Origin of the sequence: Corynebacterium durum (assembly GCF_030408675.1) — a bacterium.
Lineage (GTDB): Bacteria > Actinomycetota > Actinomycetes > Mycobacteriales > Mycobacteriaceae > Corynebacterium > Corynebacterium durum.
Window position 1 is genome coordinate 1465060 of the sequence record NZ_CP047200.1, and the last position, 14120, is coordinate 1479179.

The 14120-nt window shown below is 53.5% G+C and carries 10 protein-coding genes; 4 read left to right on the plus strand and 6 right to left on the minus strand.

The window, feature by feature from the left end:
• Positions 1-18: 18 nt before the first annotated feature.
• The 3 genes from CDUR_RS06825 to CDUR_RS06835 are packed head-to-tail and all read right to left on the minus strand — an operon-like array spanning position 19 to position 6177.
• Positions 19-1662: a hypothetical protein gene (locus CDUR_RS06825; protein ID WP_179417632.1), complete on the minus strand. Its 1644-nt coding sequence runs from the start codon at positions 1660-1662 to the stop codon at positions 19-21.
• Positions 1659-5027: a DUF5682 family protein gene (locus tag CDUR_RS06830; protein ID WP_179417633.1), complete on the minus strand. Its 3369-nt coding sequence runs from the start codon at positions 5025-5027 to the stop codon at positions 1659-1661. Before CDUR_RS06830 ends, CDUR_RS06825 begins: the two co-directional genes overlap by 4 nt.
• Positions 5017-6177, minus strand: coding sequence for an ATP-binding protein (locus CDUR_RS06835; protein WP_179417634.1), 1161 nt, complete (start codon positions 6175-6177; stop codon positions 5017-5019). The genes CDUR_RS06830 and CDUR_RS06835 overlap by 11 nt, the downstream gene beginning before the upstream one ends.
• A 569-nt stretch (positions 6178-6746) precedes the next feature.
• On the opposite strand from CDUR_RS06835, the gene CDUR_RS06840 reads away from it, so the two are divergent.
• Entirely contained in the window at positions 6747-8876 is a 2130-nt protein-coding gene (locus tag CDUR_RS06840) for a TerD family protein (RefSeq protein ID WP_179417635.1), read from the plus strand.
• A gap of 168 nt (positions 8877-9044) precedes the next feature.
• Here the strand turns inward: CDUR_RS06840 and CDUR_RS06845 are convergent, their stop codons facing one another.
• On the minus strand, positions 9045-9749 hold the full coding sequence (locus CDUR_RS06845; RefSeq protein WP_179417636.1) for an SGNH/GDSL hydrolase family protein: 705 nt from the start codon (positions 9747-9749) through the stop codon (positions 9045-9047).
• A 115-nt stretch (positions 9750-9864) separates the two neighbouring features.
• Here CDUR_RS06845 and CDUR_RS06850 point away from each other — a divergent pair, with 115 nt between their 5' ends.
• The gene (locus CDUR_RS06850; protein ID WP_179417637.1) at positions 9865-10518 is read left to right on the plus strand and encodes a response regulator transcription factor; all 654 of its coding nucleotides are present in this window, start codon (positions 9865-9867) and stop codon (positions 10516-10518) included.
• Positions 10519-10558: 40 nt separating this feature from the next.
• Positions 10559-11269 (plus strand): YggS family pyridoxal phosphate-dependent enzyme, encoded by a 711-nt coding sequence (locus tag CDUR_RS06855; protein ID WP_179417638.1) that lies wholly within the window; start codon positions 10559-10561, stop codon positions 11267-11269.
• A gap of 43 nt (positions 11270-11312) precedes the next feature.
• On the opposite strand, the gene CDUR_RS06860 is transcribed toward CDUR_RS06855, so the two are convergent.
• Positions 11313-11522 carry a hypothetical protein gene (locus CDUR_RS06860; protein ID WP_006063451.1) on the minus strand — a complete coding sequence of 70 codons (210 nt, stop codon included), beginning with the start codon at positions 11520-11522 and terminating at the stop codon, positions 11313-11315.
• A 313-nt stretch (positions 11523-11835) separates the two neighbouring features.
• A complete protein-coding gene (locus CDUR_RS06865) occupies positions 11836-12291 on the minus strand; it encodes a PaaI family thioesterase (RefSeq protein WP_179417639.1) in 456 nt (151 codons plus the stop codon).
• 224 nt (positions 12292-12515) lie between these two features.
• On the opposite strand from CDUR_RS06865, the gene gnd reads away from it, so the two are divergent.
• Positions 12516-13967 carry an NADP-dependent phosphogluconate dehydrogenase gene (gnd, locus tag CDUR_RS06870; RefSeq protein WP_179417640.1) on the plus strand — a complete coding sequence of 484 codons (1452 nt, stop codon included), beginning with the start codon at positions 12516-12518 and terminating at the stop codon, positions 13965-13967.
• The last annotated feature ends 153 nt before the right edge of the window (positions 13968-14120 follow it).

Below are 14120 nucleotides of genomic sequence, written 5' to 3' on the forward strand. Positions count from 1 at the left end.
GTCTCCAATGCTGGCGTGTTAAATCTTTCGAATATAGGCTGCTAAGGCCAGTGAGTGTGTGCTGCGCTGCGGCTCGTGGGTAAACTTTTCAAGCAGTGTTGCTGCGTAGGGTGCACCTAATTGTTCTAGGTGTACGGCGTCGCGTTGCGCTTCCGAAACTCGGCTGTTAATTGCTTGTGCCCCACCGAATACAACTCGATGAAGCCATGGCTCAACAATGTCGGAAATACCACGTTCAATTGGGTGGTCAAGGTCGAAGACACTGCCGGAATCTTTGTACGTGTTTGTCAAACTGGGGGGTGTAACTACATCTAGTCCTGGGAAGATCCGTCCGCCGTAGTCTTTTGGTAAAGAAAGCACTTCGTTCATGGGCCAGACACAGAGAACCATTCCATCACGTACAAGGCAGGTGAATACTAAGGTGTTCCCGTAGCTAAGGTGACGTTGACAAGCTTCGATAAAGTTGGGGAGTTCAGTTTTCTTCGCGGATACACTGAAGTTGAGTGTTACCGTACCTGCATTAGTGGTTTCCAGGACCACACCCTTTAACCCTATGCTGACAACGGTGCCCTCAATCAACGCTAAGCCATCTTTAAGTGGAATGGCTTTCACCATGTCCAGTGTCACGTCTTTCCCAAGAGCTGCCCGCACTCCCCTGCCGCTACCAATACGGCCGTCAGATGAGGAGCGTCCACCAGTGATCAGTAGCGTTTTACGCGCTAGCTGTGCATGATTGCAGTGGAGATCACCCAATCGCAGTGATCCATGCCAAATTCCGGCAACATCGCTGGCCTGTCCTGGAGGGGTTTTGGTGACTGAGTACAGATCACCAGAGGTAGTTGCCAACGCAACCGTCACGCCCGCAAAACCCGAGGAAGCAACAATGGGCTCGGCGTACAAGGGCGTGAACATTCCCGCCCCGGCACCTGATTGCGTGTCCAGGGTGGTGTAGGCGCGACGGGCTTGCCCAATGGCTTCACGGTCGGCGGGATTGCGTTCTAGAAGGAAACAGGTAAATGCAACACGCAATGTGTTAATGGTCGCGTCATTGCGTCCAACGGGTTTACCTAACCGAATGCGCTGAGAGTTAGTTGCCAGTGCCGTAAGGGCACGCTCCAACCTGGGCAAACCAGTGACGCGAGCTTTTTGCACACAAGCAAGCAGCTGGGTGTGTCGAGCAATGCTGAGCTGCCCTAGTCCAAATTCGACAATATCGTCAATAACGTCCTTAACATTCGAAACCAGTTCCATAATGTCGGATGGTGACGGTAGTTCCTTCGCCCATGCTGCATCACTGCGCGGCACGGCGCTATTATCACTCGGATCTGCGTCAGAGGACTCACCAGCGTCAACAGCTTCAATGACATCACCCGAGTTTGCCGACGTCGCCTCGCCCACAGGTGACGCTACGCATACGGCCCCAATGTGTGCGCACTTGGGCGCAAGGAGACAGTCACAGTTCAGTGAGGCTTGACCATCCGCGTTGTCGATAAGCGTGACGGTCGCCTGTCCCATGGTGACACTCAGCCCATTATCGGTGTTGATTTCCCATTCACTGGTATCTGCAGCAAGCTTCTCCGCGCGTTTTTGCAAGCGCGGTGGCAGGAGCTCCAACGCAGCGGCTGCCACGGTGGGGTCGAGTGGTGGGAGTTCGGCGGTCATTGCAGTACCTCCCTCACCCATCGTGCGAGTTGCATAGGACTCACAGATGCGACGCGCATGCCAGCGGCGGCAACAGACTCGGCGATCCCAACGTTGTATGCGGCTTTACCTTCATCGTCCAGTGCTGCACATCCAATGAGTTTCACTCCCGAGTCAGCAAGATTGCGGATTGCCGTAGTCAAATTATTCACCGATCCCCATTCTTCAAAGTCGCTAATCAGCACCACAACTGTTTTACTGGGATTAGTTACCTTCGTTGCTGCAAAACGCACGCCCTGTGCAATGTTGGTGCCGCCGCCGACTTTGATCTCAAGAAGCAACTCCAGCGGATCTTCCACTGAGTCGGATAAATCAATGACGCTGGTATCAAATGTAATGAAACTAACCTTGAAAGTATCAACGCCCGCCAGAATCGCCGCTGTTATTGCTGCGTAAACAGTGGAGGGTTCCATGGACCCCGAGACGTCAACAAGCACGATAATGTGCCACGGTGACACATGCCGTTCTGGTGCGCGAAAAATTGGAGTAACCGGCACAATCTGCGCCCGTCCTTCGTGCGACACTACATTTTTCATGTTGCGGCGAATGGTCGCGGGTAAATCAATACGTGCGGTGCGTCGGCGGGTCGGTTTTGCTTGAGCAATACCTGCTAGCACCGGCGCGAGTTGCTGGGCCAAGACGCGCGACAGTTCTTCAACGATTTTGGCTACTAGTGGGCGCAGTTGGCGGAGACGAGATTCCGGCAGCGCGCCTTTCAGGTTCAATACTGTGGTGAGCAGTTCCACCGATGGTCGAACATCATCTGCATTCAGACTTGTAATAACATCTGGTCGACCTTTTTCTGCTGCTTGGCCGAAAATTTCTTGAATGTGGTCATCGCCAAACAGTGCCTGAATTTCATCAGCCCAATTACGTACTCCCAGCTGACTCGGCCCTGAACCTGCACCTCGCACTCGCCCGTCAGCTTCCCCAGTCTGATCTGAGCCGGGGCCGCCATACAGCTCATCAAGAGCACTCGCCATACGTTTTGCCTGGCCCTGAAGTTTTTCTGGTTCAGCACCGAGAATGAGCCGCCACCGCATTGCGGGGGTGAACGACACATCAGCCAACCCAAGAGCTTCCAGACGTCGGCGGGCTTCCACATCCGCGGTGGCATTCGCCGCCAGAAGGGCTGGATCCACAGTCAAAGCGGTGGAGATTCGGCCAATTTTTTCGGCAAGGTAATCCAAGAAGCGTTCACGTTCTGCGGCTGGAACCGTGTCAAAAGCTCCGCGCAGGGGTGGAAGGGACTGCACAAAATGGTCGTCAGGTAGGGCCGCTACCCGATCAATGATGCTGTCCATGATCGGGCTGTCGCACCACACGCCACGGGATGCACACAGGTAACCTACCATACGTTGCTGCAGGTTATGGCGTGTTTCTGGAGTGCTTGACTGGTCAATCCAGCTGCCAATGAACTCTGCAGTCTGCTGTGGATCAGACGGGGAATCCTGGACGGCATCAAGGACCGCATAGGCGGCGCCTTGCATCAGCGGTGATCCACTTTCACGGACGCGCTGGAGCGCTGCTGTTATGCTCACAAGATAGCTGCTGATCAGCCCAGCTGCCTGACCCAGCTGCCGAGCGTGTTCCACCTCTGTTGAACCCGCGATTCCGCGAATTTCGCGCACAATCACAGCACCCAGCTTCTCTGCCATTGCGTTTGCTAGGTCGCGTTGCTTGTCGGTCAGTAGGCGCGCGGCTGGTTCGCGGTCACCGGCGATACCGGTAAGCAACTCCGTTGCGGTAACTGCATCACCGAAACCAAGTCGGTGTAGCACGTCGGTTTCCATCACCTGAAGGGCTCGTTCTAGCACCTCACCCGCACCTGTTTGCGAAGCGGCACCAATCACCTCAAGGACCACTTGTGGGTTGACCTCATCGTCACCGGCCGAAAGTGCGCCAAGTTTGGCTCCAAGGATCGTGGATACCGCCTGTTCAAGGGTCACTCCAGCGTAGGCAACAGCTGCGAGACCTGCGGCGGTCGTTGCAGTAAAAGCGCACTCTACGGTATAGCTACGTGCCTCCAGGCCGCGGTTAGTTCCGTTGGTTTTATCGCGAACATAGTCCACATCCAGCACATTAAGGCGCATCAGAAGAAGGTGACGCTCAAAGTCTTTACCACCTTTGAAAGGTTCGATGCGGCGACTGACAGCGCGTTGGCGTTCCTTGGCGGATAGCCCAAGTCGCTCCATCTCGGCGCGAGTATGCGCCTCTAACGCTGGAATGGGGGCATCCGCAGGAAGATCCCCATGGCGTTCTCCCACTAGCACTTTCTGCATTGCGCGGGCAATGCCGCGTCCGCGTCCCGTAACGTTTCCGTGAGCGAATACGCTGGTCAAAGCTTCAATTACTTCTCGACGCCCCGGTGCCGGCAGGTGTCTAATCCGGCACAGATCACCAGCAAACCGGCATGCCTCCGCCACCTCACCGGTTCCAGCCGGCTCACCATCAGTGCGGCACGTGCGGGCAACGTCAGTGATCATGGCTTTAGTCAACGCATCAACATCCGCAACAGTGGAGCATTCCCATATCCCTTGCTGCCACTGCGGGTCACGAATACCTGAGGCGTAGCCGGAACGATAGTCAAGCTGCTCAAAGCTGTAGCGCACAATAGACGTAACAACCGGGTTGATGTTTTTAGGCTTTACTTTTTCTCCAGTAACAAGGCCCTGACAGTGGAAAGAACCAACAACAATCAAGGTGTTTTCTGGAAGATCATCTAGACACGCACGCATGTGCGCTTCACGGGCCTGCGTGTATGTATCAATTGTTGGTTGAGCAAGGCGCGCGCCCAATCCAACAGCAAGAGCTGCTTTCTGTACCTGTTGCCATGAGGCTCCGATGGAACGCGATTCAACTTTTGTGTCCCATGCCTCCTGGCCAACAAGCTCGCTAACATCAACAACATCATCAGAAGAATCACCATCTTCATCAATGTCGGCGCGCGCACCGACAGGCAGGTCAATGCAGTGAATAGGGATGTTATTGCGGCCTGCCCACCGAATGATAGCTAACTCAGGGGAAAAATCTGCGAAGGGGTAGAACCCCATGCCACGTGGTCCTGCGTCCTTATCTGACACCGCTACAGCAACCGGCGCGATGGTTTCGGTGTGCCACATCCACGGCAGCATGTCGGTCATGTCTGCAGGCATTTCCACGGCCACGGCAGCGGGACGAAGTTCTTCAGCCGCCTGAATCACGGCGCGGGCACATGCCGGTGAGTGGTGCCGGATGCCGAAGAAGGTGTGCGAACCTGGAGAAACCAGGGCGTCGAGAAGCGTTTCCGGGTCGATGCTGATCTGATCGTGCGTGTCAGTGGACATCCTCACGTGCCTCCCACAGCGTGCGCCATGTCCCCGATTCATCGGTTTGGGTACGGCGGCGAATCACAGCATCCCAATATGCCTGCAAACGCCCCGCGTCTTTATCATCGTCTTTGCGCACAGCACCAAGAAGATGTCCAGGAATGAGCTGCAACGCCGAGGGGCCATGTGGGAAATAGGAGGTAGACAATGCGATGGAAGAGGAAATTGCTACTGCCTCAGCAGTGGACATAATGCTTCCTGGTTTTTCTACTGACCATCCTTCATGCGTAACCCCTCGGCGAAGATCCCGGAAAATAGTGACCAACGTATCCACTACAACTTGATCAACAGCGCCAGGTGCAGCGGCTTCTTCCAATGCCTGCTTTGTTTTTGACTCAACAAGGGCTATTTCAGCATTGCGATCACTAATCGGATCAATGTGTTCAAAGTTAAAACGGCGTTTCAGCGCAGCACTCATTTCGCTCACGCCTTTATCGCGCAGGTTAGCTGTTGCAATCACACAAAATCCTTGGACTGCAGGAACAGAATGCTCTCCTAGTTCAGGGATAGCCATACGACGCTCCGAAAGAACCGGCACAAGCGCGTCTTGAACCTCAGGTTGGCAGCGCGTAATTTCCTCAATTCGAGCCACTTTTCCAGTGGTCATTGCTTGCAAAACTGGGGAAGGAACAAGCGCCTGTTCGCTAGGACCATGGGCCAGCAGCATGGCGTAATTCCAGCCATAACGCAACTGATCCTCAGTAGTGCCGGCGCTCCCCTGAACTGTCAGCTCGGACGTCCCACAAATGGCGGCTGAGAGCAGTTCAGACAGCATTGATTTCGCTGTGCCAGGCTCACCAACCAGCATCAAGGCACGCGAACCAGCAAGCGTGACCACGCAACGCTCAATAAGGGCTTTATCGCCAATAAACTTTGGCGTGATGTCCATGCGTTGCGGAAGTTCAGGATGTGCTTTCTTCTTATCAGCTTTCAACCGCAGCCCCTGCTCGCCACAAATAAAGGCAACAACAGATTGTGGGGTGAGTAACCAACCAGGAGGTTTTGGCCCTTGGTCGTACACCGCCAGGAACGCAAGTTCCTCTGCGTAGCGGTCCTCTGGGAGAACGATCTGCTGGTTGTCATGTATTTTTTGTTGACTATTGCTCATAGCTAACTAAGCTACAGCACGTCACCTACACGGGGGTAAATTCTTAGAACATACTTTTGCTTTCCGCAGCTAGGGCATAACTTCTGCTACACCCGCGCACCAGCACTTATCGACGCCCCGACACTCATCGCACACATGAACCGAACAGCTCGACGGCCACCAGACGGGCGTCAGGACAGCCCCACTAGTCCAACTCTGCACGCGAGAATAGATCAGTAATCAGTTCCCTGTCTTCACACGCGGCTTTGAAGCCTCGGGCATTTTTCTCCAATAAAAAACCAACACCAAAGAGTTCCAGTCATACCCCCTCAAAACCCTCGTCGGCGCTGAGCCTTTCCACCCCCCCACTTTTGGGTAGCAGACAAACTGCAACGTGTGCACCACTTGCTTCTGGGCTTCACATGTGCTTCACTGATTTTTGCGTGAGGCACATGTGCTCGTTACTTCTCTAACCTCAGCATAGATTCACGGGCATCCTTTCCTCACTTATCCCCCAACCTGCCATGATCCTTATCAAGATGGTTGGGGGATAATTCATCTTCACACCCTTATTACCTGTAAAGGTTGCTATGACCACCGCTTCGTTTTTGCGCCGTGGGCTGTTTGTTGTTCGGCCTACGGCCACTTCCCCATCCAATCAAGCCGTTGCTACAACTGCGGCAATCGAGCTACTCAACATCGGATTTATCGCCGACCCTGAGCAGCTTCAACGGCTTTCTGTGGAGGAATTGAAACAACTCATAGCCGTTGCATCGCAGCTGATCGGTGCAGACCGTACATGGACCCCCATGTATCCGGGTTTCCCGGAGCAGGTCATGAATATGTCTGATGTTGAACTTTTGTCCAACGCCATAATCCATTACCTTACTCGGGGTCAGTGGCGGCCAGAGCAATATTCGGAACTGAAACGTACTCCATTAGCCTTAGGCGAGTGGACCGCCTCGCCGCGAGTTCTTACACCAGTCACGCCTGACGCGCTCATGCTGGTCACCGAATGGGAAAAAGCTGTTGCTTTTTCAGAGGCAGATCGCGATTTTGTGCATGATCTGGCGGAATACCTGGACACAGACACTGCTGCGCTTTTTCGTACAGCAGACTTCCGTAATGGTGAAAACTTTGCTACCGCGCTCTGGGACGTGTGGTACACCACGGGTGGCAACCACGACATCACCCTCAACACAGGACTAAACTCTGCACGCACCATCGACGATGTACTACGCACCATCTTGACCGTGTTTGTCGACGACTCTGAGCGCGCCCGCGACCTACTCTGCAGCGCAGAATACCCAGTCAACGTCACACCTATTCCCCGGCGGCACCGCGTCGCCATCATCGCCGCAATAGCACGATTCAACGACGAGTTTAATCTCGACCTGCTGGCACGCCGCCGCCACATCTGGCGACGGGTAATGCGACGCATCCACCCCTTCGACGTCACCGGCCATCAGGCCGCGCAACAACAACTCGATGTCATCCACGGCAATGGCGACTACCGCACATTGAATTCTCGCATCGAGGTAGCACTGGACAACGGCGATGTGGTTGAAGCCGTCAATCTGCTTACACACACACCAGGAAACTTTGTTCGCCGTCTGGATCACTTAATGCGCCTGGCCACCTCGCCCCGCACAAAAGGCTGGGAAAAGAAAGTACGAGCAATTGAAAATGCAGCACAGGAGGTGACCTCGCAAGTCCCGCTAACCACCCTGATTTCCGCATATAACGGCCTGCAAAACCGTGAATCACATGTAGTGGTCACCCGTGTTGGCAGCCGCCGCAATAAGCTACGTGAACGTGTTCCAGCAAAAGTAGACAAAAAACTGCTGGACAATGTCACCACAGCATTGCTGGATGGCATGGTCGTACGCCTGGCCAACGCCCCTGCACCCACAGCACCTGTTCCTGTGGTCAATGATGTTCCAGTCGAGCTGGTAAGGCGTGATGTGTCCTCAGGGCTGAGGCATATCAGCCGCGGTGAGCGTCTTCCGCTGCCGGATAGAGACACCACCGATGTCATCCGCATGTTTGTGCACTGGTTCGGCTACGATGTTGATCTTGGCGTGATGTTCACCGACGCCCATTTCAAGCATGTGATCGGTTATGTGGACTACACTAATCTTTTCCGTAACACTATGCGCGGTTTTGTCACACACTCCGGGGATCTTACTCACGCTCCACAACCGGATGGTGCCTGCGAGTTTATTGATATCAAACTGCATCAAAAAAACAATAGTGCGCTTCCATGGGTAGGTAAAAAGCCGGACTTTATGAAAAAATTCCCATCGGCACGGTATGCCATCATGTCACTGATTTCCTACTGTGGAGGCCCTTTCGAAGGCATCGATAATGTTGCCGGGGTCATGACCAGGTCTCACGGCATGGCTGGCCGGGTATTTGAGCCCCGTACTGTGGAAACCGCCGCGCATGTTGCTGTCCGCTCCACCTCGGCAATTCCGCTGATTGTGGATCTTGAACAATGGGAGCTTATTTGGGTGGATACCTCCATTGGCACTCACCTTGGTGGTTATTCAACAGGACAGTCAGACGCATTAAAGGCCGTCCGGGCTGAGATGGAGGCCATGGAAAACCGCCTATCGGTGGGAGAATTAATGAGGCTGTGGGCACGCGCGCATAACGCCGACACCGTTGACGAACCAGCTGATCAAGCACAAGCAGGCGCGCTGTTAGATGCCTGCTAAAAAGTGACATCCCGAAAGTCGCCGCCTCCTGTGCTGAGGCGGCACTATCTTGAGTTCATCATATCCGGGCACATCTCCACGAGTTATGTCGCCAGCCATTCCCGTTTATGGCTCCGTCTATATCATCGGATCGTAAACTAGCTTTTTGTAGCGCATGTGGCTTCGAAACTATTGCGATAGCACGTCACTAATATGCTGAGCAAGTGCACGAGCAGAGTATTGGTTCAGATGGACGCCGTCGACCGTAAACTTCAAACCGTAACGTCTTCTTCGATGCTGTGCGTACCAGCGTTTGGTGCGAGGAAACAGTGTCATGATCACGCCATCAGCAAGACGGCAGGGTTGGCTATACGCCCATCCATAAGCTCCGGGACGCTGCGATATTTCCTCTCGTTGAACTCGCCCGGAGTCAATGTAGGGAAAACTGTATTTTTCAGCAAGCTGGGCAATAATTTCGTTTCGGCGCTCAATCAGACTGGGAGCGATCTCTTTCATCTCCATATGTGGCAACCCCATCAGCACAGTGTCTTTTCCAGACTGCATTAAAAGCTCACAGATTGTGCCGTACTCATGGGCAAAGTCCTCGTCAGTGGTTGCGCATCGTTGCAGATAACACCGTACGCGCATCTGAGGACGCCACAGTAATGACGCCTCGCCCATTGCAGGCAGTAATACGTCATTAGCGCCGATACACACCACCACGCTATCGCAATCAATAGTGGTGATGTATCGCATTAAGCGATCGCGCGCACCTCGTGTGGTATCGCCATTGACTCCTTTATTGATCACCTGGATATCAGACGGAAGAAAATCAGCAAAAGAGTACCCGATGCTACCCCTTGTAAGGCTATCGCCAAGAAAAAGAACATGCATAGCATGATCAATAATAGCAGTTATACATATACAATCACCCCCATATGAGGTGACCTACCGCTCTTTTTGAAGCAATTTAGCCCAAGTTCATTATTAATAAAATAGTGTTCACTTCATGAAGAATAACGTGGTTATTGTAGATGATCATGAGATTGTTCTCATCGGAATTAGCGCACTCATAAACAGTTCTAATACCTGCACAATGGTAGGCGCCTACCACACTGTGCAGGAGGTTGCGGAACATGTTCACGACCACACTAAACCACCCATAGATGTTGTGCTTTTAGCCCTTCGTCTCAGCGATAATAGTTGTCCACATGACAACATTAATTACTTACATGAATTAGATCTCGCAGTGTTGATCTTTAGCGCATATGAGAGTCCTTATCTTACGCGACAGGCTTTGACCGCTGGCGTTGATGGAATTGTTGAAAAGTCCACATCGTCGGAAAACATAATTCAGGAAATCAACGCAGCGTGTTCAAACCCCCATAACCCTGTTACTTCATGGCTGGCTACTAACTGCGTTCCACTATCGCCGCGGCAGCGAGAAGTTCTTGAGCTTTACGCGCTGGGGGAACCTGCGAAACGTGTTGCTAGCCTTACTGGCCTGTCTGTAGAGACTGTCAACGATTATTTGTCGCGTATCCGCACAAAATATGCTCAGGCTGGCAGGCCAACTTTTTCAAAAGTTGATCTTGTGCTGCGCGCTCTTGAGGATGGTCTTATTCCAGGCCCACGCGACGTTCGTGTTCGCACACTGCGCTAGCTTGTGCTGATGCTAAGCCACATGGTGTACGTTTTGCTTCATGAGCGCTGTGTTCCCCTACCCCACCACCACCGAAGATTTTCGTGTCGCCCTTTCTGAAATTCAGGAACGCATTCAGGCAGCATCATCGCCTGGACAGTCGGTTCGACTGCTTCCTGTGTCAAAGACGGTTCCAGCTGACAGGCTGAGGCATGCGATTGAGGCTGGGTGCACCGTGCTTGGGGAAAACAAGGCACAAGAAGCGCTAGCCAAGTCGGAAAAGTTGGCCGACACTGGCATCTCGTGGTCTATCATTGGCCATTTACAGTCGAACAAGGCCAAGTACATCGCGCGCTTCGCAGATGAGTTTCAGGCTCTTGACTCGTTAAAATTAGCCGAGATTCTTCACAGCAGGCTCGATAGTGAAGACCGCGTACTAAGAGTGTTTATCCAGGTCAATACATCGGGCGAGCCACAGAAAGCAGGCATTGATCCGGCGGGCGTCGACAAGCTACTTGAGCGTATGCCGGAGTTTCCCAGGTTGCGTGTGGTAGGTTTGATGACAATGGCGCGAAACAGTACTGATCAAGCTGTGGTGCGTGGTGCATTTGAACGGTTGCGGCTGTTGCGGGATGTTCTCTCCCCAAACGTGCCGGAGGGGGTGTCGCTCAGGGAGCTATCCATGGGCATGTCTGGAGATTTTGAGCTTGCCATTCAGGAAGGCTCTACCTGTGTGCGCATCGGGCGTGGGCTTTTTGGCCACCGCGATTAGCCAAAAGTTACGCCGCAGCTATGCCGCTGCGGTTATTCGGGAGCTACCCGAACTGCCTCTCTTCAATTGCTCGCTTACGGGTGGTCCACAACATTCCTAATCCTGGAATGCCGATCACTGCGACGACCATAAAGAAGGTCCATCGATCCATGAGGGCAAGCCCAACAAGCAGAACCGCGACGACGACGGCGAAGGAAAAGATGGATGCAAGCGAGAGAGGGAATCCCGGTTCGGAGACGCGTGATTGTGACATTGGAAACCTCGGAAGATGCCTCAGAAGGTGTCTGGAAGAAGTGTTCAAAAGCAATGTTTAGGTTGATGGAGCAGGGAACTCATTATCGGAACCCATTTTCCGGTACCTATTTCCAATGTAGGTCTCGTTTTATTTGATAATCAAATACTTTAGCTTCCGTTTAGCTTTCATTGTGCTAGGTATTTGTTAGGTATTATAGCCTCAGGGAAAAACAAATAATTAGGTGAGAAAGTAGCAGACCCCATTCAACTCACACCTCAAGCTTCAAGCTCATGACGCCACATGCCGTTCGCCTTATCACCACGGTCCCCTTTTACACAGAATCGCCCAGCTCCCGGTCAAGTACCAGCGTCCGGAGGGTGGTTCGTGCCACAATATTGCCGCGATGATTCAAATGCACTTCCCACACCTGCGTGGATCGCCCGAGGTGAATAGGGGTTGCTTCCGCTTCGATCACGCCGGCGCCCACGGAGCGAATGAAGTCAGTGTTGTTATTTACACCAACAACAGGTCCACCTGCGGCGCAGCAGCCCGCAACTGAGCCAACCGACTCCGCGATGGCGGTAAATACTCCACCATGAACAAGCTCCATGGGCTGCAGGTGGGTATCGGTGACGTGAATCTGTGCACGTGTCCCAGACGCGCTGATGTGGGTGTAACGGATGTTGAGCGCGGCGTCGAAACCCGTGTTAAGGGCGTTGAATTCCTCCAGTTCGTCGGTGGTTAGGGGTGCATCGGCGGCTTTCTGAATGAGGTGATCAAATTTCATACCGCCATTGTATCCCGTGGGTCAACACGGAACTGTCTACATCTGCCCGATTATCTTTGTTTATATTGTTTTTGCTGTTCAACGACGTTGTTAGTGCAGTCTCTGGCCATGATTTTTGTCCTGCTAGACGGTCCCCTACACAGGCAATAGCCCACGTGCAAGGTGTGATCATCAGTGGTACCTTTCGCGGACATTCCCATACCGTCCGGGTAGGATGGTGAACCATGACTGATCAGAAAGCACTTGCACAGATTGGCGTTGTTGGCCTGGCTGTGATGGGCTCTAACATTGCCCGAAACTTTGCCCGCCATGACTACACGGTGGCGGTATACAATCGCAGCACGGAAAAAACCGATGCTTTCATGGCTGAGTACGGTAAGGACGGTGACTTCATCCCGTCCACAACAATCAAAGAGTTTGTTGCGTCCTTGGAACGCCCCCGACGTGCGCTGATCATGGTACAAGCTGGCGAAGCCACTGATGCTGTAATCGCTCAGCTTGCAGATGCCATGGATAAGGGTGACATCATCATTGATGGCGGCAATTCCCTCTTTACTGACACCATTCGCCGCGAAGCGGACATGAGTGCTCGTGGCCTGCACTTTGTTGGCGCTGGCATTTCCGGCGGTGAGGAGGGCGCCCTGAACGGCCCGTCCATTATGCCTGGCGGTCCAGCTGAGTCCTACGAGTCACTTGGCCCATTGCTGGAGTCTATCGCCGCCCATGTTGATGACGTTCCCTGCTGCACACACATTGGCCCGAATGGTGCCGGTCACTTTGTCAAGATGGTGCACAATGGCATCGAGTACGCCGATATGCAGGTGATTGGTGAGGCATATCATTTGTTGCGCTATGCCGCACACATGACTCCCGCAGAAATCGCCGAGGTGTTCCGCGAGTGGAACACCGGCGATCTTGATTCTTACCTGGTGGAAATTACTGCGGAAGTGTTGTCTCAGGTTGATGCCGAAACCGGTAAACCATTGATTGACGTGATCGTAGATCAGGCGGGCCAGAAGGGCACGGGTCGGTGGACTGTAAAGGCCGCACTAGATTTGGGCATTCCCACCACAGGTATTGGCGAAGCCGTGTTTGCTCGGGCATTGTCGGGCGCAGCCGATCAGCGCGCTGCTACTGAGGGGCAACTTCCCACAGGTGATATTGCAGACGGCGTATCGGATGATGAACGCCCAGAGTTCATTGAAGACGTTCGCCGCGCGTTGTACGCTTCGAAGCTCGTGGCCTACGCCCAGGGCTTTGACGAGATCAAAGCTGGTTCCGAGGAGTACGGCTGGGATATTGACCCCCGTGACTTGGCCACCATTTGGCGAGATGGCTGCATCATTCGCGCCAAGTTCCTCAACCGCATTGTTGATGCCTACAACACCAATCCAGATGTTGAATCGCTTCTTCTTGACCCCTACTTCAAGAACGAAATGGGCGATTTGATTAACTCTTGGCGCCGCGTCGTCATTGCCGCAACTCAAACAGGCTTGCCGATTCCGGTATTCGCGTCCTCACTTTCCTACTATGATTCATTGCGCGCAGACCGTCTGCCCGCGGCATTGATCCAGGGTCAACGCGACTACTTTGGCGCGCACACGTATCAGCGCGTTGACAAGCCCGGAACGTTCCACACCCAATGGAGCGGCGATCGTTCTGAGGTTGAAGCCTAAACGTGAACAACGACCCTTCATCTTTGTCGGGCCCCAGCTTGCGTGTGCTCAGCACGTGCATGGCCGGGGTCCGATGTAGCTTATCGACGCCGCGACATGCACCACGCACACTGCAACACCAACAGACACGGGAGCAGGGGGCGTCACGTCTGC